General features: G+C 64.6%; 21 protein-coding genes and 1 tRNA gene. 12 read left to right on the plus strand and 10 right to left on the minus strand.

The features are described from left to right. Positions 1-41: 41 nt before the first annotated feature. The gene (locus RPS27_RS36775) at positions 42-785 is read left to right on the plus strand and encodes an SDR family NAD(P)-dependent oxidoreductase (protein WP_212065448.1); all 744 of its coding nucleotides are present in this window, start codon (positions 42-44) and stop codon (positions 783-785) included. A 1-nt stretch (position 786) separates the two neighbouring features. Next, a complete protein-coding gene (locus tag RPS27_RS36780; RefSeq protein WP_211417974.1) occupies positions 787-1,464 on the plus strand; it encodes a glutathione S-transferase family protein in 678 nt (225 codons plus the stop codon). 26 nt (positions 1,465-1,490) lie between these two features. On the opposite strand, the gene RPS27_RS36785 is transcribed toward RPS27_RS36780, so the two are convergent. Next, positions 1,491-2,690, minus strand: a complete 1,200-nt coding sequence (locus RPS27_RS36785) for a CaiB/BaiF CoA transferase family protein (RefSeq protein WP_211417975.1) — start codon at positions 2,688-2,690, stop codon at positions 1,491-1,493. Positions 2,691-2,786: 96 nt separating this feature from the next. Beyond that, positions 2,787-3,419 carry a 2-hydroxychromene-2-carboxylate isomerase gene (locus RPS27_RS36790; protein ID WP_212065449.1) on the minus strand — a complete coding sequence of 211 codons (633 nt, stop codon included), beginning with the start codon at positions 3,417-3,419 and terminating at the stop codon, positions 2,787-2,789. A gap of 239 nt (positions 3,420-3,658) precedes the next feature. Between RPS27_RS36790 and RPS27_RS36795 the strand changes: the two genes are divergently transcribed. Next, positions 3,659-4,174, plus strand: a complete 516-nt coding sequence (locus RPS27_RS36795; protein ID WP_194406779.1) for a winged helix-turn-helix transcriptional regulator — start codon at positions 3,659-3,661, stop codon at positions 4,172-4,174. A 200-nt stretch (positions 4,175-4,374) separates the two neighbouring features. Here the strand turns inward: RPS27_RS36795 and RPS27_RS36800 are convergent. Beyond that, a tRNA-Gln gene (locus RPS27_RS36800) sits at positions 4,375-4,449 on the minus strand. Positions 4,450-4,703: 254 nt separating this feature from the next. Between RPS27_RS36800 and RPS27_RS36805 the strand changes: the two genes are divergently transcribed. Next, on the plus strand, positions 4,704-6,482 hold the full coding sequence (locus tag RPS27_RS36805; protein ID WP_212065450.1) for an acyl-CoA dehydrogenase: 1,779 nt from the start codon (positions 4,704-4,706) through the stop codon (positions 6,480-6,482). Between the two features lie 198 nt (positions 6,483-6,680). On the opposite strand, the gene RPS27_RS36810 is transcribed toward RPS27_RS36805, so the two are convergent. Together RPS27_RS36810 and RPS27_RS36815 are read right to left on the minus strand one after the other, a co-directional pair. Next, on the minus strand, positions 6,681-7,919 hold the full coding sequence (locus tag RPS27_RS36810; RefSeq protein WP_212065451.1) for an MFS transporter: 1,239 nt from the start codon (positions 7,917-7,919) through the stop codon (positions 6,681-6,683). Further along, the gene (locus RPS27_RS36815) at positions 7,919-8,137 is read right to left on the minus strand and encodes a hypothetical protein (RefSeq protein WP_212065452.1); all 219 of its coding nucleotides are present in this window, start codon (positions 8,135-8,137) and stop codon (positions 7,919-7,921) included. The genes RPS27_RS36810 and RPS27_RS36815 overlap by 1 nt, the downstream gene beginning before the upstream one ends. A 24-nt stretch (positions 8,138-8,161) precedes the next feature. Here RPS27_RS36815 and RPS27_RS36820 point away from each other — a divergent pair, with 24 nt between their 5' ends. The 8 genes from RPS27_RS36820 to RPS27_RS36855 all read left to right on the plus strand — a co-directional run bounded on the left by RPS27_RS36820 (position 8,162) and on the right by RPS27_RS36855 (position 17,472). Then, positions 8,162-8,920, plus strand: a complete 759-nt coding sequence (locus RPS27_RS36820) for an enoyl-CoA hydratase-related protein (protein WP_211418004.1) — start codon at positions 8,162-8,164, stop codon at positions 8,918-8,920. A gap of 178 nt (positions 8,921-9,098) precedes the next feature. Beyond that, a complete protein-coding gene (locus tag RPS27_RS36825) occupies positions 9,099-10,754 on the plus strand; it encodes a bifunctional metallophosphatase/5'-nucleotidase (RefSeq protein ID WP_212065453.1) in 1,656 nt (551 codons plus the stop codon). Positions 10,755-10,889: 135 nt separating this feature from the next. Next, positions 10,890-11,819, plus strand: coding sequence for a histone deacetylase family protein (locus RPS27_RS36830; RefSeq protein ID WP_194406773.1), 930 nt, complete (start codon positions 10,890-10,892; stop codon positions 11,817-11,819). A 74-nt stretch (positions 11,820-11,893) separates the two neighbouring features. Beyond that, positions 11,894-12,145 (plus strand): exodeoxyribonuclease VII small subunit, encoded by a 252-nt coding sequence (locus tag RPS27_RS36835; protein ID WP_091964702.1) that lies wholly within the window; start codon positions 11,894-11,896, stop codon positions 12,143-12,145. Positions 12,146-12,753: 608 nt separating this feature from the next. Next, positions 12,754-14,682 (plus strand): 1-deoxy-D-xylulose-5-phosphate synthase, encoded by a 1,929-nt coding sequence (gene dxs / locus RPS27_RS36840; RefSeq protein WP_211418006.1) that lies wholly within the window; start codon positions 12,754-12,756, stop codon positions 14,680-14,682. A gap of 235 nt (positions 14,683-14,917) precedes the next feature. After that, positions 14,918-15,472, plus strand: coding sequence for a nucleoside 2-deoxyribosyltransferase (locus tag RPS27_RS36845; protein ID WP_212065454.1), 555 nt, complete (start codon positions 14,918-14,920; stop codon positions 15,470-15,472). Positions 15,473-15,497: 25 nt separating this feature from the next. Next, on the plus strand, positions 15,498-16,232 hold the full coding sequence (locus RPS27_RS36850) for a TlyA family RNA methyltransferase (RefSeq protein ID WP_211418008.1): 735 nt from the start codon (positions 15,498-15,500) through the stop codon (positions 16,230-16,232). Continuing rightward, on the plus strand, positions 16,225-17,472 hold the full coding sequence (locus tag RPS27_RS36855; protein ID WP_212065702.1) for a class I SAM-dependent RNA methyltransferase: 1,248 nt from the start codon (positions 16,225-16,227) through the stop codon (positions 17,470-17,472). The genes RPS27_RS36850 and RPS27_RS36855 overlap by 8 nt, the downstream gene beginning before the upstream one ends. 3 nt (positions 17,473-17,475) lie before the next feature. On the opposite strand, the gene RPS27_RS36860 is transcribed toward RPS27_RS36855, so the two are convergent. The 5 genes from RPS27_RS36860 to RPS27_RS36880 are packed head-to-tail and all read right to left on the minus strand — an operon-like array spanning position 17,476 to position 22,410. Further along, entirely contained in the window at positions 17,476-18,327 is an 852-nt protein-coding gene (locus tag RPS27_RS36860; protein WP_313755020.1) for an ABC transporter permease, read from the minus strand. A gap of 2 nt (positions 18,328-18,329) precedes the next feature. After that, positions 18,330-19,178, minus strand: a complete 849-nt coding sequence (locus RPS27_RS36865; protein ID WP_211418010.1) for an ABC transporter ATP-binding protein — start codon at positions 19,176-19,178, stop codon at positions 18,330-18,332. Beyond that, positions 19,175-20,221, minus strand: coding sequence for an ABC transporter substrate-binding protein (locus RPS27_RS36870; protein WP_212065457.1), 1,047 nt, complete (start codon positions 20,219-20,221; stop codon positions 19,175-19,177). Before RPS27_RS36870 ends, RPS27_RS36865 begins: the two co-directional genes overlap by 4 nt. 42 nt (positions 20,222-20,263) lie before the next feature. Then, a complete protein-coding gene (locus tag RPS27_RS36875) occupies positions 20,264-21,478 on the minus strand; it encodes a CaiB/BaiF CoA-transferase family protein (protein WP_212065458.1) in 1,215 nt (404 codons plus the stop codon). Continuing rightward, positions 21,475-22,410, minus strand: a complete 936-nt coding sequence (locus tag RPS27_RS36880) for a hydroxymethylglutaryl-CoA lyase (protein WP_212065459.1) — start codon at positions 22,408-22,410, stop codon at positions 21,475-21,477. Before RPS27_RS36880 ends, RPS27_RS36875 begins: the two co-directional genes overlap by 4 nt. Positions 22,411-22,487: the final 77 nt, after the last annotated feature.

Genomic DNA, 22,487 nt, shown 5'->3' on the forward strand with positions numbered 1-22,487 from the left:
AGTCTATAGTATCAAATAAGAACTTAAGGGGAGGATCGAGGATGGCGGCGAGCCGCGGTGTAGCGATACTTGTTGGCGCAGGCGATGCCATTGGCGCGGCGGCCGCCCGGCGTTTTGCCCGAGGCGGCTATACGGTTTGCATCTGCAGGCGCGATGCCTCCAAATCGCAGGAACTGGTGGCCGAGTTGAGGGCTGCGGGGCATGACATTCACGCATTCAGCGTGGATGCGCGCCAGGAAGCAGACGTCCAAGGCATCTTCGCGCGAGTCGAGAAAGAGCACGGGCCCGTCGAGGTTTGCCTCTACAATGCCGGCTCGAACGTCAACAAGCCTCTGCTCGACACGACGGAGAAGCTGTTCTTCAAAGCCTGGGAACTCGCCTGCTATGGTGGGTTCCTGGTTGGACGTGAGGCTGCCCGCGTGATGCTGTCGCGCGGACGCGGCACCATCTTCTTTACGGGTGCGACGGCAAGCGTGCGTGGCGGCTCGGGGTTTGCAGCATTTTCATCAGCTAAGTTCGGACTTCGAGCAGTGGCCCAGGCGATGGCGCGCGAGCTTGGACCGAAGAACATTCACGTCGTGCATCTCCTGATCGACGCTGGCGTGGATAGCGAGGCGATTCACCAACGCATGAAGGCAGCGAAGGGGATCGAAGCAAGCGATATTCCGCCGGATAGCCTGACCAAGACGTCTTCCATTGCCGAAGCCTATTGGTTCACCCACCAGCAAAGCAAAGATGGCTGGACCCACGAGCTCGATCTCCGTCCGTCCGTGGAGAAATGGTAATATGGATGCGGCACCAAACCTGACCCTGTGGGGCGTTGGAACGAGTCGCACGATTCGTCCGCATTGGGCCATGCACGAACTGGGCTTAGCCTATAAGACAAAGCCCATTGGCCCGCGAACCGGCGAAACCAAGACCGCAGAATACTCGAAGCTCAATCCGCGCCAGAAGATCCCGCTGCTTCAGGATGGCGACTTCTGCATCGGCGAGAGCGCAGCGATCGTTGCCTACCTGTCGCGCATGTATTCCACGCCGGAACGATCGCTGATTCCGGAAGCCCCGCGCGAGTATGCCGCGTGGCTGGAATGGTGCTTCTTTATCGTCGCGGAGCTGGATTCCACCAGCCTTTACGTGATGCGCCGCCATCGGGCCGACGCGCTCGGACCGATCTACGGCATTGCACCCGAGGTCGTTGCCCAGGCCGGCGAATATTTCCGCCAGCAGTTGCGCCATGTCGAAGTCGCGCTCGCAGATGGCCGGCAATTCCTGATGGGCGACCGGTTTACGAGCGCAGACATCCTGCTCACGACCTGCCTGGAGTGGGCCATCGCCTATGGCGTCGGCATTTGCGACAACGCTCAGCCTTATCTCGAACGCATCAGGAAACGGGAAGCCTTTCAGCGAGCCGTTGCGGCGAATGTTCCGATGGCACCGATCACGCCGGCGCCGGCGAAGGTCTAGAATACCGTCGCCAACGGGCTTCGCGGTTAGACCGCGACGCGCAGGCTGCGCTCGGCGACCATCTTGTCGATGGCGCCGTCGTCGTAGCCCAGCTCGTGCAACACGTCGCGGGAGTGCTCACCCACCCGGGGCGCAGGCCCACCGATCGCGGCCTCGTTGATCGCAAAACGCGCCGCCGGCTTTGGTTGCCGCACCCGCCCCACTTTCGGCTGATCGAACTCCGCAATGATGTCGCGCGCGACCACCTGTTCATTGTGGATGATCTCGCTCCGCCGCAGGATCGGCGAACAGGGGACATCGGCGGCATCCAGACGCTCCAGCCATTCTGCGGTGGTGTGCTGGCTGATATATTCGGCCATCTTGTTGATGCGTGCCGTGGCGTTGACCGAGCGCGCCGATGGGGTCGCAAACCGGGGGTCCTTGGCAAGCTCGGGGTCGCCGGTGGCGCGGCAGAAACCCTGCCATTCGGAGTCGGAAATTGTACCGGCGGTGATGTAGCCGTCGCTGGTCTTGAACACGAGATCCGGACGATCGTTGGGATCTGCAGCCGCGGCCTCGGCACCCACCACCGTGTATTGCATCATGCCTTCGGGCCACAAATACGAGATCATCGCATCCAGCATGGCGACCTGGATGTGATCACCCTGCCCTGTCTTTTCGCGAGCGTAGAGGGCTGCTGCCACCGCCTGGGCGGTGAACACGGCGGTGGTCTTGTCGCAGACGATAGTCCGGATCATCTGCGGACGGTTCGTGACCGGCTGCGACTGGATATCGGCAAAGCCCGAGAGGCCCTGAATGATCGGGTCGTAAACACGCTTCTTCACATAGGGTCCGGTGTCGCCAACACCGCTGATCGAGACATAGATCAGGCGCGGATGGCGCTGGCGCAACTCCTCGACGCCGAGACCGAGGCGCTCCATGGTGCCGGGCCGGAAATTCTGCACCAGCACGTCCGCCTTCGCGACCAATTTGGCCAGAACCTCACGGCCGGCCGCGCTTTTGACGTCAATCGACAGCGAGCGCTTGCCACGGTTTGACGAGATGAATAGCGCGGAGAACTCGCCTTCCTTATCAATCGTGGCACGGCTGCGCCGGGTAATGTCGCCGCCGATCGGCTCGATTTTCAGGACGTCCGCGCCCTGATCCGCCAGGAACATGGTCGCGAAGGGGCCCGACACCACGCCGGTCAGGTCGAGGACACGGACGCCGTTGAGTGGACCGGGCATGACATTCTCCCTGAATTGGTTTTGTTATGGCGCCGACTGAATTTTCGTCCACGCAGACGCCGGACATCCGCCGGCTCTGCAGGCTCAGGTTCTGCCCTAGGCCGTCTTCGAAACGGGCTGGCCGATCTGCTCGACGATCGACTCTTCGACATCGCGGAGTTGGTCCTTGCCGAAGAACATTTCCTTTCCAACGAAGAAGGTCGGCGAGCCGAATGCGCCGCGATTGACCGCGTCGGTGGTCCGATCGATCAGCCCCTTCTTGACGTCGTCCTGCTGTGCACGCGCAAGCAACCGATCGATATCGACGCCGGAGGAGATGAACGCTGTTCGGAAGGTTTCGAGGTCATCCATCTTCTTCGGCTCCTCCCACATGTGGTGGTAGGCCGCGCGGAAATACGGCTCGAACACGCCTTCGAGCTGCGCCGCGACGGCGCCGCGCATCAACATCAGCGTATTCACCGGAAAGAACGGATTGGGACGAAACTTCGTCGCGTTATGGCGGCGAATGAAGCGCTGGGTCTCCAGAGCCTGGTATTCCGGCTTGTTCTTGATGCCACGAAGGGAATCGAACGGGGACATGTTGCCGGTCGCCTTGAAGATGCCGCCGAGCAGGATCGGGACATATTCAAATTTCACGCCGGTGCGCCGTTCGATTCCCGGAAGCGCCAGTTCCGCGAGGTAAGCATTCGGACTGCCGAAATCGAACAGGAATTCAACTTTGAGGGACATGTTAGCTCCTCCCGCAGAGCGCGATGTTGGTCAGATTTGGTGATCTTCCAGGCCGAACGCAGGCTTCACTCATTTCTATAGTTCTAAAATTGAACTGTCAAATCTGCTCTGAAATCACGAGGTTTCGGACGAGCGGCGGGGTATTGTATCCACTTTAGTACCTATCTAGAATGGTGTGAGCGGCGCTGCCGCTTCCCCCTGATTCGAGCGGAACAGGCGCCGGCCGACCGGAGAGCAGAATGAAATGGGATGAACTTGAGGAAGAGCCGTGTTCGATGGCTCGTACCATCGGTGTGATTGGTGACCGCTGGACTCTCCTGATTCTCCGCGAATGCTTTCTGCGCACGCGCCGCTTCGAAGGTTTTCAGTCGGCGCTTGGAATCACACGGCACTTGCTCGCCGAGCGGTTGAAGAAGCTGGTCCGGCAAGGCGTCCTGCGCCGCATTCCCTATCAGGAATCGCCCAAGCGCCACGAATATATCCTGACGCAAAAGGGCCTCGACCTCTATCCGATCATGATGGCGCTCGTGCATTGGGGCGACACCCACATGGTCGACGAACGCGGACGTCCTCTGCTGCATGAGCACCGCAAGTGCGGAAAGATGTTCGACCCCGTGATGGTGTGCTCGGAATGCGGCGAGCCGCTTTCAGCCAAGGAAGTTCATGTCCACCCTGGTCCCGGCGCGCGCCCGGCTCCAGAGAGGGTCTTGCTCGACAAAAAAGCAAAGCCGAAGCCCCGCAGGAAAGCGGCGTAACGGCGACGAGCCGCGTCCCCCGCAACGGCCGCAGCGTCACGGCGACAAACTCTGCGCCGTCGGTTGGGTGAACTACAGCTTGATGCAGGCCGTCGCTTGGTTCGATTCTGGACCGAGCATTAGAAGCTCAATTTCCAAACGCGCCGAACAATCTGGCAGGAATGGAGCTGCTTACCCAACAAACTCAACAGCTTGTATGCTGGCTGGGGCGGGAGGGATCGAACCTCCGAATGGCGGAATCAAAATCCGCTGCCTTACCGCTTGGCTACGCCCCAACAGGGGGGACCGACGGAAGACCGGGCTACCGCAGATTCCCTCAGGTGCTGCCGGTCTATAGGGAGAGAAGCAGCATTTCAACCGCTCGGAGAGGCAAAATAGCACAGCCGCCGGGATCGGCCGCGCCGACACCTTATTATCGGTCCGTACGAGAGGACCCCGCAAAATCCTGATGCGGTCCCGTATCGCGACCATTGAGACCTCCCCCGTTTCATGGGAATACGGCGCCAAGACCTGTCCACGGGAGTGAACCATGACCTACCGCGCGCCGATCAATGACATGCTGCTGTCGCTCAACCATGGCGCCGGCCTCAAGGCTGCCGTGGAAGCCGGTCATTACGGCGATTTCGACATGGATATCGCCGCCGCCGTGCTGGAGGAAGCCGGCAAGTTCGCGTCCGACGTGCTGGCGCCGCTCAACAAGGTCGGCGACGAGCACGGCATCAAGCTCGACGACGGCAAGGTCACGACCGCGCCGGGCTGGCCGGACGCCTACAAGCGCTGGACCGATGGCGGCTGGAACGCGGTGGCCGGTCCCGAAGATTTCGGCGGTCAGGGCCTGCCGATCGCGATCAATGCAGCCTGCACCGAGATCTGGAGCGCGGCCAACGTCGCCTTCGGCCTCTGCCCACTGCTGACGGCCTCGGCGATCGAGGCGCTGGACGCGCATGGCAATGACGAGTTGAAGAGAATCTATCTCGAAAAACTCGTCTCCGGCGAATGGACCGGCACGATGCAGCTCACCGAGCCGCAGGCCGGCTCCGACGTCGGAGCGCTGCGCACCCGCGCCGAGAAGCAGGCCGACGGCACCTATCGCATCAAGGGGACGAAAATCTTCATCACCTATGGCGAACACGACATGACCGACAACATCGTGCATTTCGTGCTGGCCCGCCTGCCCGATGCGCCCGCCGGCACCAAGGGGATTTCGCTCTTCCTGGTGCCGAAGTTCATGGTCAATGCCGACGGATCGCTGGGGCAGCGCAACGATATCTTCGCCAGCGGCGTCGAGCACAAGCTCGGCATGCATGCCTCCCCCACCTGCACCATGACGATGGGCGATCATGGCGGCGCCATCGGCTTTCTGATTGGCGAAGAGAACCAGGGCATGCGCTGCATGTTCACGATGATGAACCAGGCTCGCCTCGGCGTCGGCCTGGAGGGTGTCGGCGTCGCCGACCGCGCCTATCAGCAGGCCTTGTCGTATGCCCAGGAGCGCAAGCAGGGCCGCGCTGTCGGCAGCAAGGGCGACGGCTCGGATGCGATCTTCGTCCACCCCGACGTCAAGCGCATGCTGATGCGGATGCGGGCACAGACGGCCGCCGCGCGCACCATCTGCTATGCGACCGCGGTCGCGCTCGACGTCTCCACGCGCGCCAAGGATCCGAAGGTGCGCGCGGATGCCGCCGCGCGCGCGGCGCTGCTGACGCCGATGGCCAAGGCCTATTCCACCGACATCGGCAACGAGGTCGCCTATCTCGGCGTGCAGATCCATGGGGGCATGGGCTTCATCGAGGAGACCGGCGCGGCGCAGCACTACCGCGACGCGCGCATCACCGCGATCTACGAGGGCACCAACGGCATCCAGGCGATCGACCTCGTCACGCGCAAGCTCGCGGCCAATGGCGGCGCGTCGGTGTGGGCGCTGCTCGACGAGCTCGCGGCGACCGTCAAACAGGTCGAGGCCTCCAACGATCCCGCTTTCGGCACCACCGGAGCGAAGCTGCGCGAGGCGCTCGAGGCGCTCACGCGCACCAGCAAATGGCTGCTGGCGCGGGTTGCGTCCGCACCGAACGAGGCGCTTGCCGGTGCAACACCCTATCTGCAGCAATTCGGCGCCACGCTCGGCGGCTGCCTGCTCGCTTCCGAGGCGCTTGCCGCCAAGGCCGACAGCAACACGGACGCCGCGCGCTACGTCTCCCTCGCGCGCTTCTTCGCCGAGAACATCACCGTGCAGGCCGGCGCGCTGGAGCGCACCGTGACGGAGAGCGCTGAATCGGTCGCGGCGGCGGATGCGGTGCTGCTGGGGTAAGGAACGCTGGTGTCCCGGACGCGCTGCAACGCCATAGCGTGTCGAAGACGCGCGTAAACGCGCTTTTGGCGTTGCTGCGCAGAGCCGGGGCGCAGATGGCAACAACCGACACTGCTGAGAATGGGCGCCGGCTCGGCAGCGCACCGCTGAAGTCGCGCTGCGCTGCATCCGGGGCACGAGAGCGCCATCCGACCCGGGCTACGAAGCCGCGAGCTTGGCCCTTCTCCCCGGCCGCCACAGCACAATCCCCGCCGCCACGAGATCCAGCGCGACGCACATCGCAAACGCGATGGTATAATTTCCGGTGAAACTCCGCGCCAGGCCGACGATGCCGGGTCCGAAGGCGCTGACGACGCCGCTGATCGACGTGCCCAATCCCATTGCGGCGGCGAAGGCGTCGGCGCCGATCTCGCGCTGGATGATCAAGGGCGGGAAGGTGATCATGTTGCCGATCGAGAAGCCGTAGACGGCGCAGCACGCCAGCAGCATCGTCGGGTTCGTGCTCTGCAGAAGCACGAACAGGGCCGCCGCCTGGCTCGTCATCGACGCGGCGCAGGCCAGACGCGGATCGAGGCGGTCGACGAACAGGCCGAGCGACAGGCGGCCGACCACCGCCATCGCCGCCATGAGGGTGACCGCGAGCCCTGCAGCGGAGCGACCGATCAGCGGATCGAGAAAGCTCACCTGGTGGATGATGAATCCCATCTGCGCCAGCAGCGCGATCGCGATCGGCAGCACCATGGTCCAGAATGCCGCGTTGGCGAGCAGAGCCTTGCGCGAGTGGGCCGGCGTCGGCACGCTTTCACCGGGGCGGCGGCGGCCCGGCACCTGCGCCGTCCCAGCGGGCCAGCCGATGAACATCATCACCACCGGCAGCACCAGCACCATCATCGCAAGCGTGGCCGCCAGCATGGCGGAGCGAAAGCCGATGCTGCCGGTCAGCGACAGCAGCAGCGGAACGAGGATGATGCCGCCGCAGGTCGCGCCGTTGAACGCGAGACTGAGCGCGAGCCCGCGCCGGCGTTCGAACCAGGAGTTCAGCACGGTCGCGATCACCACGGTACCCATGCCGGTCCAGCCGACCGACATCAGCGCATAGGCGAGATAGAGCTGCCAGGGAGTCTGCACCAGCGCCAGCAGCGCGGTCGAGGCGCCCAGCGCCACCAGGCCGCACAAGATCAGTGCGCGCAGCCCGATACGGTCGAGCAGATCGTCGGTAAAGATGACCAGCACGGACGTCAGGAGAAACGAGAAGGTGCTGGCCGCCGAGACGAGCGAGCCCGGCCAGCCATGGGCACGCTGCAGCTCGGCGAGATAAACGCCCTGGCCGTACAGGCCGAAGCCGAACATGAAGAAGGCCATCAGAAAGCAGGCCAGCACGACGCGCCAGCCGCGGTAGTGCGGCGAGGATTCGTCGACGCGGGTCGCAGCAATCATCAATCGAGCAATCGGCTAAATGGAACCGGGTAATCGTGCACCACAACCACCGGTTTTTCAAATAAAACATTGTAGCTCATTGTTGCAGTACGCGACAGCGGCGGCCGCCCTGTGCCGGCCTTGCGGAAATTGGCGCCGAAAAGGTTGAGCCAGCGCATTGGCAGGCTTGCGAGATGATGTAGGCTGATGCCTGACGAGACTCGCAAAGCAGCGGGCATCGCGGCGATTCGCAGGGGACCCTCATGCCGAATGGCAACATTGTCGTCACCGAAGAGCGTGGAACGCGTGTGATCACCCTGCGCCGTCCCGGCAAGAAGAACGCGATCACCCAGGACATGTACCGGGAGATGGGCCACGCGATCGACACCGCGCAGAACAACCCCGATATCCGCTGCATGATCATCACCGGCGGCTCCGGCGTGTTCACCGCCGGCGACGACATCGACGATTTCATGCACGCCGACACCTCGCGCCCCGAAACGCTGTCGGAAGGCGCAAAATTTCTCTATTCGCTCGCCCTCAACGTCAAACCGATCATCGCGGCCGTCGACGGAGCGTCGATCGGCATGGGCACCGTGATGCTGTTCCACTGCGACTACGTGCTCGCCTCGAATGCCGCGACCTTTTCCGCACCCTACATCCATCTCGGGCTGGTGCCGGTCGGCGCAGCCAGCCTCCTGGTGCCGAACACGATGGGATATCAGCGCGCCTTCGCGATGCTGGTGATGGGGCGGACGTTTTCCGCCGCGGAGGCGCATGCCGCCGGCCTCGTCAACACCGTGGTGTCGGCGGGACATACCGAGGTCGAGGCGCGCAAGGTGGCGCGCGATATCTGCCGGCTGCCGGCCGAAGCGGTCGCAACCTCGCGCAAGCTGCTGCGCGCGCCGGCCGAAGAGCTCACCCGCCGCATCGACCAGGAGGGCCACCTGTTCGGCGAACGGCTGAAGTCGGATGAGGCGGTGGCGGCGTTCACTGCGTTCGCGAACAGGAAGAAGCGGTAGGCGCTCGCGCGCTTCCTAGGCTCGCCAGTCATTCCGGGGCGCGACGAAGTCGCGAGCCCGGAATCCATTTATCCACCGTCACTGCAGCCCAATGGATTCCGGGTTCGCGCTACGCGCGCCCCGGAATGACGGTGAGAACCTTCGTGAAATCTTCGCGCGGAGTGGCTACTCTAGTTCCATGCGATACCGATCCGCCCTTGCCGCTCTCGCACTGACCTTTGCCCTCCCCGCCACGGCGCAGACCGCGGCCCCGGTCGAGCTGCGCATCCTCGCGATCAACGATTTCCACGGCAATCTGCGCCCGCCGCCGGGTGGCATCCGTATCGGAGATCCCGAGGACAGGAGCAAGAAAGTGATGGTGGCGGCCGGCGGCGCTGAATACATGGCGACGCTGGTCAAGCAGCTGCGCGAAGGACACAAGAACACGATCCTCGTCGCCGCCGGCGACCTGATCGGCGCGAGCCCGTTCCTGTCGGCGATGTTCCACGACGAGCCCTCGATCGAGTCGCTGTCGATGATGGGGCTCGCGATCAGCTCGGTCGGCAATCACGAATTCGACGAGGGCAAGACCGAGCTACTCAGGATGCAGAACGGCGGCTGCCATCCGGTCGACGGCTGCCAGGGGCCGCATCCCTTCACGGGCGCCAAATTCCGTTATCTCGCAGCATCCACCATCGAGGCCGCGACGGGCAACAGCGTGCTGCCGCCCTATGAGATCAAGGAGTTCGAGGGCATCCCTGTCGCCTTCATCGGGCTGACCTTGAAGGAGACCGCGGGCATCGTCTCGCCATCAGGCATCCAGGGGCTCGAATTCCGCGACGAGGCCGAGACCGTGAATGCGCAGGTCGCGCAGTTGAAGGCGCGCGGCGTCGAGGCGATCGTGGTGCTGATCCACCAGGGCGGCGAGCCCGCCGGCGACTACAATGAATGCCCCGGCATCACCGGGCCGATCGTCGACATCGTGAAGAAGTTCGACCGCGCCGTCGACGTCGTCGTCAGCGGCCACACCCATCGCGCCTATGTCTGCGACATCGACGGGCGGCTCGTCACCAGCGGTGACAAATACGGCACGCTGGTCACCGCGATCGACCTGAAGCTCGATCCCGCCACGCGCGACATCGTCAGCGCCAGGGGCGAGAACGTCATCGTCGCCAATGCCTCGCTGGCGAAAGATGCGGAGCAGAGCGCGCTGATCGAGGCCTATGACAGGCTCTCGGCGCCGATCGCCAACCGGCCGGCCGGATCGGTGACGCAGACGCTGTCGCGGGTGCCGAACGAGGCCGGCGAAAGCGCGCTCGGCGATGTCATTGCGGATGCGCAGCTCGCCGCGACCAAGGACGCCAGGGATGGCAGCGCTGTCATCGCGCTCACCAATCCCGGCGGCATCCGCACCGACATCGTCCCGAAGGAGAACGGCGCGATCACCTTCGGCGATGTCTTCGCCAGCCAGCCGTTCCGCAACCGCCTGGTCACGATGACGCTCACCGGCAGCCAGCTCAAGGACATGCTCGAGCAGCAATGGCTGGACCCGAAGCGGCCGCGGATCCTCCAGGTGTCGAACGGATTCAGCTATGCCTGGGATGCGTCGAAGCCATTCGGCGAGCGCGTGATCCCCGAGAAGATGACGCTGGGCGGCAGGCCGATCGAGCCTGGAAGCGGCTACCGTATCACCCTCAACGATTACCTTGCCGTCGGCGGCGACGGTTTTACCGTCGCCAAACAGGGCGCCTCGCCGCAATATGGCGGTTACGACGCGGACGCGCTGTTCGCGTTCTTCCGGGCGCACGGGCCGATCGGTCCGCTACCGCCGACCCGCATCCTGCGGGTGAATTGATCCGGATCAAACGGCAGCGGCCCGGGACGCCCCTTTGCCATTGCCGCCCAAGCGCATAGATTGTGTCAGGCATTGCGTTTTGGCGCCGAATGCGCCAAGCGACGACGGAAGCCCGTTTCTTGTGAGGCCGACCTGATGAGCACGCTTCTCCTTTCCCACAAGGCCTGCCTCGACCATGTCACGCCGCCGGGACACCCTGAAAGGCCCGATCGCCTGCGCGCCGTGGAGGAAGCGCTGTCGCATGAGCGCTTCCAGTTCCTGGCGCGCGACCAGGCGCCGGAGGGCGATCTCGATCTCGTCACGCTCTGCCACAACGAGCACTACGTCACCGAGCTGCGCCACATCGCGCCGAGCAGCGGGCAGGTCTATATCGACGGCGACACGTCGATGTCGCCGGGCACGTGGGAGGCGGTGATGCGCGGCGTCGGCGGCGCGGTCGCGGCGACTGAAGCGGTGATGAAGGGCGAACATCGCAACGCCTTCGTCGCGGTGCGTCCGCCCGGGCATCACGCCGAGATCGGCAAGCCGATGGGCTTCTGCTTCTTCGACAACGTCGCGATCGCCGCGCGCCATGCGCAGCGCAAATACGGCATCAAGCGCGCGGCCATCGTCGATTTCGACGTGCATCACGGCAACGGCACCCAGGACATCTTCTGGTCGGACCCCACCGTGATGTACTGCTCGACGCATCAGATGCCGCTGTTTCCGGGCACCGGCGCCAAGGGCGAGCGCGGCGACCACGACACCATCGTCAACGCGCCGCTCGCCTCCGAGGACGGCGGGCCGGAATTCCGCTCCGCGTTCGAGAATCTGATCCTGCCGCAGCTCGAAAAATTCAGCCCCGAGCTGCTCGTCATCTCCGCCGGCTTCGACGCGCATTACCGCGATCCCCTGGCCTCGCTGAATTTGCGCGCGGAGGATTATGCCTGGGTGACGCGCAAGCTGATGGATCTCGCCGACAAGACCGCCGGAGGGCGTGTTGTCTCGGTGCTCGAGGGCGGCTATGACCTGCAAGGACTGAAAGAATCTGTTACGGCGCATGTCGGCGCCCTGATGGGCGCGTAGAGACGCCCGCCACATTAAGCCCGCAAAACCCGCCTTCACTCCAGCGAAAGCGAATCGGGCAATCGGAAACGGATATGGCCGAAAATACCCAAGTCGACGTCTCCAAGCTCACCTTCGAGCGCGCGATCGAGGAACTCGAAACGATCGTGAAGCGGCTCGAGGACGGCAAGGTGCCGCTCGAGGAATCCGTGACGATCTACGAGCGCGGCGAGGCGCTCAAGCGTCGCTGCGAGGAGTTGCTGCGCCAGGCCGAGGCGCGCGTCGACAAGATCACCACCGATGCCAGCGGCCAGGCCACCGGCACGGCACCGCTCGACGTCCAGTAAGCGGAGCCGAGAATTTCCTGCCCGGTCGCCTGACAACCGGGCGAAGCAGCTTCACGGGAAGCGTGGCCGCCGCATTGTTTTCATGATCGCACGGCGTCGTTCCGAAGCTTCGCGGTTCCGTGCAGACGGATCGATTGCCCGTCCGGTCCGGAATCGGCCTGCTGAGGGCAAAAAAGACGTCATTCAGGTAAAATAGCCTGCATAGGGGCGGGCCTGGGCCGGAACCCATGGTCCCCGCCCACGGTTAACCACTCTGGCCCGCCGGTTGCATCTGCATACCCCTAATCGGTCCGGCGGGTTGGCTTTGGCCCAAGCTTTGGTGTAAAGCTGCGCGGAGTGTGGCTTTTTGCAAGCCTTGCGTGGGCACCGAATACCGACGACAAGCGCTTCAATCTGCTAATGAAATTGGCTGGGACGGACGAAGCCGATCTAAGTGACAGGGATCACAGAGACTGAACCGGAGCGCACTTAAGCTTACCTAAGCTTGAAGACGGGGCCTTGCCCCATGCAGGTGGCTCCGACGGTTTGAGGACTCGCGCTGCGCCGATATTGTGCAAACCCATCGCGCACCGGAATGACCTTCCGGCGCTGACAAATTGGAAATCGCCGTGAACGCATACAGTAAAACGCCGCTTCTCGACACCATCCGGACGCCGGAAGACCTGCGCAAGCTCAAGATCGAGCAGGTTCGCCAGGTCGCCGACGAGCTGCGGCAGGAGACCATCGATGCCGTCTCGGTGACCGGCGGTCACTTCGGCGCGGGCCTCGGCGTGGTCGAGCTCACCACCGCGATCCATTACGTCTTCGACACGCCGCGCGACCGGCTGATCTGGGACGTCGGCCACCAGGCCTATCCGCACAAGATTCTCACCGGACGCCGCGACCGCATCCGCACGCTGCGCACCGGCGGCGGCCTGTCCGGCTTCACCAAGCGCAGCGAGAGCGATTACGATCCGTTCGGCGCGGCGCATTCCTCGACCTCGATCTCCGCCGGCCTCGGCATGGCGGTGGCGCGCGATCTCTCCGGCGGCAAGAACAACGTCATCGCCGTGATCGGTGACGGCGCGATGTCGGCGGGCATGGCCTATGAGGCCATGAACAATGCGGGCGCCATGAACTCGCGCCTGATCGTCATCCTCAACGACAACGACATGTCGATCGCGCCGCCGGTCGGCGCCATGAGCGCCTATCTGTCGCGGCTCTACTCCGGCAAGACCTATCGCACGCTGCGCGATGCGGCCAAGCAGATCAACAAGCGCCTGCCCAAGATCATCGCCAGCCGCGCCAACCGCGTCGAGGAATATTCCCGCGGCTTCATGATGGACGGCGGCACGCTGTTCGAGGAGCTCGGCTTCTACTATGTCGGCCCGATCGACGGCCACAATCTCGACCATCTGCTGCCCGTGCTGAAGAACGTGCGCGACATGGAGACCGGCCCGATCCTGGTCCACGTCGTGACGCAGAAGGGCAAGGGCTACGGCCCGGCGGAAGCGTCCGCCGACAAGTACCACGCCGTCGTCAAGTTCGACGTCGCGACCGGCACCCAGGCCAAGGCCAAGCCGAATGCGCCGGCCTACCAGAACGTGTTCGGCCAGAGCCTCGTCAAGGAAGCCCAGAAGGACGACAAGATCGTCGCCATCACCGCGGCGATGCCGTCGGGCACCGGCGTCGACATCTTCAACAAGGCCTTCCCCGACCGCACGTTCGATGTCGGCATCGCCGAGCAGCACGCGGTGACGTTCGCCGCGGGACTCGCGACCGAAGGCTACAAGCCGTTCTGCGCGATCTACTCGACCTTCCTGCAGCGCGGCTATGACCAGATCGTGCATGACGTCGCGATCCAGAACCTGCCCGTCCGCTTCGCTATCGACCGCGCCGGCCTCGTCGGCGCCGACGGTGCGACGCATGCCGGCTCGTTCGACAACGCCTATCTCGGCTGTCTGCCGAACATGGTGATCATGGCGGCGGCCGATGAGGCCGAGCTCGTGCACATGGTGGCGACCCAGGTCGCGATCAACGACCGTCCGAGTTCGCTGCGCTATCCGCGCGGCGAAGGCCGCGGCATCGAGATGCCCGAGGTCGGCATTCCGCTCGAGATCGGCAAGGGCCGCATGATCCGCCAGGGCAGCAAGATCGCCCTGCTCTCCTTCGGCACGCGCCTCGCCGAATGCGAGAAGGCCGCCGACGAGCTCGCCGCGCATGGCCTCTCCACCTCGATCGCGGATGCGCGCTTCATGAAGCCGCTCGACACCGAGCTTGTGCTCAAGCTCGCGCGTGACCACGACGTGCTGATCACGATCGAAGAAGGCTCGGTCGGCGGCTTCGGCTCGCATGTCGCGCAGTTCCTGACCGACCAGGGCGTGCTCGACACCGGCATGGTCAAGTTCCGCTCGATGGTGCTGCCCGACGTGTTCCAGGACCACGACACCCCCGCCGCGATGTACGGCCGCGCCGGTCTCGACGCCAAGGGCATCGTCGCCAAGGTGTTCGAGGCGCTCGGCAAGGACGTCAAGGCCGAGACGGTCAAGCTGGCTTGAGGCTGGTTTACCTCTCCCGCTTGCGGGAGAGGTCGACGCGAAGCGTCGGGTGAGGGCTTTCTCCTCTCGGGGGTTCTCGATTGAGGATATAACCCTCTCCCGTAGCCGATGCTTCGCATCGGCGTTCCCTAAGAACGGCAGCCAACGGCCGCCTTTGCCTCCCCCGCACGCGGGGGAGGGAGCAAACCGCACGCTATGGCTTGCCCCTCGACCCAAATTTTCCGGTACTAACGCCATGAAAATCTATCTGGCAGGTCCCGACGTGTTCCTGCCGGATGCCATGGAAATCGGCCGGCGCAAGGTCGATATCTGCGCGGCGCATGGCCTGACCGGCCTCTATCCCCTCGACAACGCCATCGACCTTTCCGCGTCCGACGCTTCGCGGCAGATCTTCTGCGGCAACGAGGCGATGATGGACGAGGCCGATGCCATCATCGCCAACCTCACCCCGTTCCGTGGCGCCGGTGCCGATCCCGGCACCGTCTACGAACTCGGCTATATGGCCGGGCGCAGCAAGTTCTGCCTCGCCTATTCCAACGACGGCGCCACCTATGCCGACCGCCTCGGCCGCTTCATGGACGTCACGTCCGAGAACGGGCGGCTGGTCGACGCGCAGGGCCTGACCGTCGAGGATTTCGGCCTCGTTGACAATCTCATGATGATCCATGCGCTGGAGCTGCATGGCTGCGCGTTGGTGACGCCGGCCACGATGCCCACCGACGTCTGGCACGATCTGGCCGCGTTCGAGGCTTGCGTCCAGATGGCAGCCGCGCGATTGGTTGCACCATAAGCGCCAGCCTGATCCGGAGAGTCGATTGTCCCCTGCCCGCAAGCGCGCGGATGTTCTTTTGGTCGAGCGCGGCCTGTTCGAGAGCCGGGCGCGGGCCCGCGCGGCGATCGAGGCCGGCCTGGTCACGGCCGACGACAGGCAGGTTTCAAAGCCGTCGGAGACCATCGCCGAGGACGCCGTGATCCAGGCGGAGCCCGCGCACCCCTATGTCTCGCGCGGCGGCGTCAAGCTCGCCGGCGCGCTGGAGCGCTATCCCATCGAGATCGAGGACCATGTCTGCCTCGATGTCGGAGCGTCCACCGGCGGCTTCACGGAGGTGCTGCTGGCGAATGGCGCGAGCCTGGTGTTCGCGATCGACGTCGGCACCAGCCAGCTGCATCCCTCGCTGCGCGGTCATTCCAAGATCGTGTCGATGGAGGAGACCGATATCCGCAGCTATGACGGCAAACGGCTGCCGGCGCGGCCCGATGTCGTCGTCATCGACGTCAGCTTCATCTCGCTCAAGACGGTGCTGCCGGTGGCGCTCTCCCTCGCCGCCGCGCCGATGAGCCTGCTGGCGCTGATCAAGCCGCAATTCGAGGCTGACAGGAAGCACAACAAGAAGGGCATCGTCCGCGACGCCACCGTGCACCGGGAGATCTGCGACGACATCGCCGCCTTCGCCGCGTCGCTCGGCTGCACCGAGATCGAGGTATTTCCGTCCACGATCGCGGGCGGTGACGGCAATATCGAATTCTTCCTGGGCGCGCGCCGTGGTTGAGCGCCTGACCATCGATCACGTTGGCCATCGCGGCGACGGCGTCTGCCTCACGACGGGCGATGCGGTCTATGTGCCCTATACGCTGCAAGGCGAGACCGTCGAGGTCGATCACGTCGTCGGCCACCATCCCGATCGCCGCAAGCTGCTCGCGGTCGATATCGCAAGCCCCGAGCGCATCGAGCCGTTCTGCCCGCATTTCGGCGTCTGCGGCGGCTGCGCGATCCAGCACTGGGCGGCAGAGCCCTATCACGCCTGGAAGCGCGGCATCGTGGTCGAGACACTGGCGCAGGCCGGCATCGATTGCGAGGTGGCGCCGCTGGTGGATGCCCATGGCGCAGGCCGCCGCCGTGTCACGCTGCACGGCCGCTTCGGAACGCACGACATCCTCAAGGTCGGCTTCTCCGCGACGAGCTCGCACGACGTCATCCCGATCCACCGCTGCCCCATCCTCGATCCCGCGCTCGGCGGCGCGCTCGATGCCGCCTGGGCGCTCGCCGAACCGCTGACGTCGAAGATGCCGGTGACCAAGCCGCTCGACATCCAGGTGACCGCCACCAGCAACGGCCTCGATGTCGACGTGCGCGGCTCCGGGCCGCTGCCGACGCCGCTGGTCACGGCGCTGTCGCGCGTCGCCGAGCAGCACCGCCTGGCGCGGCTGACGCGGCATGGCGAGCTGGTGCTGCAACGCCTGCCGCCGACGGTGAAGATGGGCCGCGCCGAGGTGACGCTGCCGCCGGGCTCGTTCCTGCAGGCAACCGTCGCAGGCGAAGAGACGCTGGCCGCGCTCATCATCGAGCGCATCGGCAAGGCCAAGGAGGTCCTCGACCTCTTTTGCGGTGTCGGCCCGTTCGCGCTACGGCTCGCCGAGAAGGCGCGACTCACCGCCTATGACAGCGACGCCGGGGCGGTCGCGGCGCTGGCGAAGGCCGCGCGCACACCCGGCCTGAAGCCGATCAAGGCCGAACCGCGCGACCTGTTCCGCCGCCCTCTGGTGCCGCCGGAGCTGCGCGACTTCGACGCCGTGGTGTTCGATCCGCCGCGCCAGGGAGCGCAGGCGCAGGCGCTAAAGCTCGCTGCGAGCAAAGTGCCGGTCGTGATCGCGGTGTCCTGCAACGCCGCGACCTTTGCCCGCGACGCGCGCCTGCTGATCGACGGCGGCTATCGGCTGGAGGCGGTGGTGCCGGTCGACCAGTTCCGGCACACGCCGCACGTGGAGCTGGTGGCGCGATTCAGCCGTTGATGGCTACGCCGACGGCTCGAATTGCGGCTGCCATCGCAAGAGGTAGGACTGCAACGAGCGCACCGCGACCGCGAGCAGGATGCCGACGAACATCATCACGAAGATGGCGACCATCATCTCGCTGGCATTGGCCCGCGCCTCGGCTTCGATGATGAGCTTGCCGAGGCCGCGCTCGGCGCCGATGAACTCGCCGACGATGACGCCGATCAGCGCAAAGGACACCGCCGGCAGGAGCGAAGCGAACACCCAGGCGAGCGCCGACGGGATCACAACGGTCCGCAGCACCGTGAATTCGCTGGCGCCGAGCAGGCGGGCGGCGGCGATCTGGTCGCGGTCGACCGCCCGCGTTCCCTCGAAGGTGTTGAAGAACACCACGAAGAACACGACGAGCCAGGCGGTCGCGATCTTGGAGAGGTCGCCGAGGCCGAAGATCAGGATCACGAGCGGCACCAGCGCGATGCGCGGGATCGAGTTGAGCGCGACGATGTAGGGCCCGAACACGCGCGCCAGGAACTCCGAACGGCCGAGAACGAGGCCAGCCGCGATGCCGCTTGCCGAGCCGAACAGGAAGCCCCACCAGGTGTTCTTCAAGGTGACGAGCGTTGCAAGCCACAGATTGTTGTCGTTGCTCTTGACGCAGGCGGCAAAACCGCCGGCGTCAGCAAAGCAGCCGAGCCGCAAAAAACTTTGCCAGATCAGCGACGGCTTGGCGACGAAATAGGGATCGAGGATTTTTGGCACAAAGGCTTTCGGCAGCAGCGCCTTGCTCCATCCGAAGCCCCACTGCCAGACGACGAGAATTGCTACGAGAATGGCCAGTTGCCAGAACAGGATGACGATGCGGCTGTTGGACATGGTCAGTCGGCCCTGGTACGGCGGAACTCTTCGCCGAGCGAATGCCAGATGTGGGAATAGAGGCGGCCGAATTCGGCGGTCTCGCGTATGGCAACGGGATCGCGCGGACGCGGAATGGCGACGTCGAAATCTTCCTTGAGGCGTCCGGGCCGCGCCGAGAGCAGGATGATGCGGCTCGCCAAGGTCAAGGCTTCGCCGAGATCGTGCGTCACGAACAACACGGTCTGCCGTTCGCGTTCCCAGATCTCCAGCAGCGTCTTGTGCATCTCCAGCTTGGTGTGGGTGTCGAGCGCGCCGAACGGCTCGTCCATCAGCAGGATCTCGGGCTCGAGGATCAGCGTGCGCATCAAGGCGACGCGCTGGCGCATGCCGCCGGACAGCATGCGGGGAAAGCTCTGCGCAAAGCCCGTGAGCCCGGCCTTCTCGACGGCCGAAGCGACGCGGCCCGCACGCTCGACCTTCGGCAATCCCGCGATCTCCAGCCCATAGCCGATGTTCTGCTCGACGGTGCGCCAGGGAAACAGCGTATCGCGCTGGAAGACGTACCCGACCCCGGGGTTGACCTTGCCCGTCTCGACCGTGTCCTCGTCGATCAGGATGCGTCCGCCGGAGCGCGGCAGCAGCCCCGCGACCATGTTGAGAATGGTGCTCTTGCCGCAGCCGGACGGCCCGAGCAGCGCGACGAACTCACCCTGCTTGACCTCGAAGGAGACGTCGTCCACCGCTACGAACTCTCGCCCCGACGCGTTGAAGCGTTTGGTGAGCCCCTGCACCGCTATGCGGATGCGCGCCGCCGCTGCATGATCCTCGTTGCGCGCGAGCGCAAGACCCTGGCCTGACGCGGCGATCATTTGTATTTCGCCCTGGCTGTCTGGAGGAAGCTCATGTCGACGACATCCTCGTACCTGGTCTCGGGGATATCCGTGCCCTTGCGGTACCAGGGCTTGGCGCCGCGTTCGAACGCAGCCTTGTCGATGACACCGTCATAGGCCCAGGTCGACTTGTCGAAGCCGAGCTCGGCGCTGATCGCATCGGGATCTATCCCTGAGAAATATTTCGGCGCAACGAGCGCCTGCACCTCCGCGAGCGGCGTCGCCTTCACGAAGGCCATCGCGCGATAGATCGCGTTGACATAGGCCTGCACCATCGCCTTGTCCTGCTCGACCGTGTCCTGCAGCGTGTAGATCACGAGCACAGGTAGCGTCCCGCCGAAATCCTTCTCGAACACGCCGGGTTTGGAGGTGTCGTAGATCGCCTTGCCAAAGCCCTTCTTCTCGACCTCGACGATCCAGCTCGGCGGCGCCATGATGGCGTCGAACTGCTTGGTCTGGAGCGAAGGGAACATCGTGTTGGGCCCGCCGCCCGCGACCCAGTTCACCTTGCTGCCAAGCCCGCGCGCTTCGAACACATAAGTGCCGAATACCCAGGTGCCGGACCCGATCGCGGTGGCGGCAACGATCGGCTTGGCGCCATCGGGGCGCTTGAAGTCGGCGAGCTTCTCGACCGTAGTGATGCCGCTCTCGTAGAGGTCCTGCCGGACCATGATGCTGGCGTAGGAGCACACCATCTCGGTCGCGAGCAGGATCTTGCACGGCTTGCCGCGCGCACCGAGCTGGAGCGGGTGGCTGGCATCGCCATGGGCGAACAACGCCTGCCCTGCCGCCAGCGTCTGGCGCCCGAATGTGCCGGCGTTGCCGGTGATGAGCTTGGAATCGAGTCCTTCGTCTTTGAAGTACCCCTTCAGCTCCGCGATCATGCCGATGGCATAGACCGGCGAGACCGGTCCGAAGGCGAGCGAGACCTGCTTGGCCTCGGCGCGCGATTGTCCCGGCAACAGAGATGCGCCGGCCCATGCGGAGCCGGCGATCAACGCCTGGCGTCTGGTAATGCTCATGTGCTCCTCCTCCCTTTGCTTTTGTTCGATGGCGCCGATCGATCAGGACGGCGCGACCTTGATCGTCCCGGCCTGTCGGAGCGCTTCAATCTCATTCGGCGACATCCCGATCTCGTTCAGGATCTCGCCGCTGTGCTCGCCGATCCCAGGTGGATCGTAGCGATTCGGCAGACGCCTTCCGTCCATGGAAATCGGCAGCAGCGGCGTCTTGGCCGCGCCGCCGCCGGGCAGCCGAATCTCGGTCAGACCGCCCGACCGGTTAAGATGCGGATCATCGAAGAGGTCGCCGGGCTTGTTCACCGGGGCGTAGGGCAGATCGAGTTGTTCGAGACGCGCTGCGAGATCGGCCTTGTCCCATTGCTTGAAGATCTTCGCGATCTCGGGGATCAGCCAGCTGCGATGATCGACGCGATCGTTGCTCGTCGCAAAGCGCGGATCAACGAGCCAAGCTTCACGATCGAAGGCACGACAGAACGCCTCCCATTGCTCTTCGCCGACGATGGTGACGAACAGCTTCGAGCCGTCCTTGGTGTCGAAAAGATCGTAAACCGGCCACGGACTGTCCTTGATCGAATATGGAATGGACGGCTGGCCGCTGACCACCTCGCACATCATGGCCTGTGCCATCAGGAACACGTTGTTCTCGTACAGCGCGCTCTGGATGTAGCGGCCCCGGCCGGTCCGCTGCCGCTCGGCGAGCGCAGCCTGGATCGCAATCACGCCGAACATGCCGCCCATGACATCGTTGACCGAGGCGCCGGCGCGCATCGGTCGGTCGGGCAGGCCGGTCATGTAAGCAAGGCCTCCCATCATTTGCACGACCTCGTCGAGCGCGAGGCGGTTCTCGTAAGGTCCGGGCAAATAGCCCTTGAGCGAGCAATATATCAGGCGTGGCGCGAAGGCCGCGACGCTCTCGTAGTCGAGGCCGATCCGCTTCAAGAGGCCCGGCCGGAAATTCTCGATCAGGACGTCGCTGTTCTCGATCAGCCTGCGAGCGACGCCCTGGCCTTCCGCCGTCGACGTGTCGAGCGCGATGCTGCGCTTGTTGCGGCTGTAGGTGGCGAAGAAGCCGGCGGCGGGTCCCTTGAAAAACCGGGTGCGGTCACCCTTGGGCGGCTCGACCTTGATCACGTCGGCGCCGAGATCGGCGAGGATCAAGCCGCAGCTCGGCCCCATCACCATCTGGCTGAACTCGACGACCCGAAGGCCGGCGAGCGGGCGAAGCTCCGATGCAGTCTCACGCGCAGCCATGCTCATGCCGCGCTCCGCAGGACCTTCGGGATTCCGGCCTCGTGCAGATGCCCCGTCAAATGTGTTGCCGGGATATGGCGGGCGAGAATTTCGCGCGTTTGCATCAGGCGATCGAGGTCGATGCCGGTGGAGAGGCCCATGCGTTCCAGCATGAACACGAGATCCTCGGTGACGATGTTGCCGCGCGCTCCAGGAGCAAAGGGACAGCCCCCGAGGCCGGACACCGCGGCATCGAACCGGCGGATGCCGGCTTCGAGGCCCGCGACGGCATTGGCGAGGCCGGCACCGAGCGTGTCGTGCAGATGCAGCCGCAGGGTCATTTGCGATCCGACCTCGCGCCGCACCGCCGAGACGACCTGCCCGATCGATTTGGGCGTCGCATAACCGACGGTGTCGGCAAGCCCGATCTCGTCGGCGCGGGCCTCGGCGAAGGCGCGCGCCACCCGGCACACGGCCGCTTCGCTCACCTCACCCTCCAGCGAGCAGCCGAAGGCGGTGGAGATCGCGCCCATCAATTGCGGCCGCTGGCCCACAGGCCGGTCGTCGATCGCGGCGCGGACCGCGCGAAATGCTTCGATCTGCTCGTCGACCGAGCGGCGGACATTGGCCTGGTTGTGCGTCTCGCTCGCGGAGATGACGAAATAGACGGCGTCAACGCCTGCCGCGATGGCGCGCTCGGCGCCCTTCGGGTTCGGCACCAGTGCGCCGATGGTCGCCGACTTGTGTGTCAGCGCATGCGCCATCACCGCATCGACGTCAGCGAATTGCGGAACGACCTTTGGCGGCACGAACGATCCGGCATCGATCTCGCGAACGCCGGCAGCGGCGATCGTGTCGATCAGCGCACATTTGGCCTCGGTCGGAACGAAGATGTCCAGGTTCTGGAGACCATCGCGGGGGGCAACCTCGCATATGTGAACATCGGGCGCGCGCGCCATCGGGCTCTCTCCCTGGGTCGATTGTATATTGTTGCGGAAAAGAACAATCTGTGGGACAGTCTGTCAAGCCCTAAAAC

The organism is Bradyrhizobium sp. WYCCWR 12699 (genome assembly GCF_032144035.1).
Classification (GTDB): domain Bacteria; phylum Pseudomonadota; class Alphaproteobacteria; order Rhizobiales; family Xanthobacteraceae; genus Bradyrhizobium.

Coding starts and splice junctions, on each gene's coding strand:
- RPS27_RS36880 (WP_212065459.1), bottom strand. CDS start 22,410: ATGGCGCGCGCGCCCGATGTTCACATATGCGAGGTTGCCCCCCGCGAT.
- RPS27_RS36825 (WP_212065453.1), top strand. CDS start 9,099: ATGCGATACCGATCCGCCCTTGCCGCTCTCGCACTGACCTTTGCCCTC.
- RPS27_RS36810 (WP_212065451.1), bottom strand. CDS start 7,919: ATGATTGCTGCGACCCGCGTCGACGAATCCTCGCCGCACTACCGCGGC.
- RPS27_RS36860 (WP_313755020.1), bottom strand. CDS start 18,327: ATGTCCAACAGCCGCATCGTCATCCTGTTCTGGCAACTGGCCATTCTC.
- RPS27_RS36775 (WP_212065448.1), top strand. CDS start 42: ATGGCGGCGAGCCGCGGTGTAGCGATACTTGTTGGCGCAGGCGATGCC.
- RPS27_RS36785 (WP_211417975.1), bottom strand. CDS start 2,690: ATGCCCGGTCCACTCAACGGCGTCCGTGTCCTCGACCTGACCGGCGTG.
- RPS27_RS36780 (WP_211417974.1), top strand. CDS start 787: ATGGATGCGGCACCAAACCTGACCCTGTGGGGCGTTGGAACGAGTCGC.
- RPS27_RS36865 (WP_211418010.1), bottom strand. CDS start 19,178: ATGATCGCCGCGTCAGGCCAGGGTCTTGCGCTCGCGCGCAACGAGGAT.
- RPS27_RS36830 (WP_194406773.1), top strand. CDS start 10,890: ATGAGCACGCTTCTCCTTTCCCACAAGGCCTGCCTCGACCATGTCACG.
- RPS27_RS36820 (WP_211418004.1), top strand. CDS start 8,162: ATGCCGAATGGCAACATTGTCGTCACCGAAGAGCGTGGAACGCGTGTG.
- RPS27_RS36805 (WP_212065450.1), top strand. CDS start 4,704: ATGACCTACCGCGCGCCGATCAATGACATGCTGCTGTCGCTCAACCAT.
- RPS27_RS36790 (WP_212065449.1), bottom strand. CDS start 3,419: ATGTCCCTCAAAGTTGAATTCCTGTTCGATTTCGGCAGTCCGAATGCT.
- RPS27_RS36875 (WP_212065458.1), bottom strand. CDS start 21,478: ATGAGCATGGCTGCGCGTGAGACTGCATCGGAGCTTCGCCCGCTCGCC.
- RPS27_RS36835 (WP_091964702.1), top strand. CDS start 11,894: ATGGCCGAAAATACCCAAGTCGACGTCTCCAAGCTCACCTTCGAGCGC.
- RPS27_RS36845 (WP_212065454.1), top strand. CDS start 14,918: ATGAAAATCTATCTGGCAGGTCCCGACGTGTTCCTGCCGGATGCCATG.
- RPS27_RS36795 (WP_194406779.1), top strand. CDS start 3,659: ATGAAATGGGATGAACTTGAGGAAGAGCCGTGTTCGATGGCTCGTACC.
- RPS27_RS36815 (WP_212065452.1), bottom strand. CDS start 8,137: ATGCCCGCTGCTTTGCGAGTCTCGTCAGGCATCAGCCTACATCATCTC.
- RPS27_RS36870 (WP_212065457.1), bottom strand. CDS start 20,221: ATGAGCATTACCAGACGCCAGGCGTTGATCGCCGGCTCCGCATGGGCC.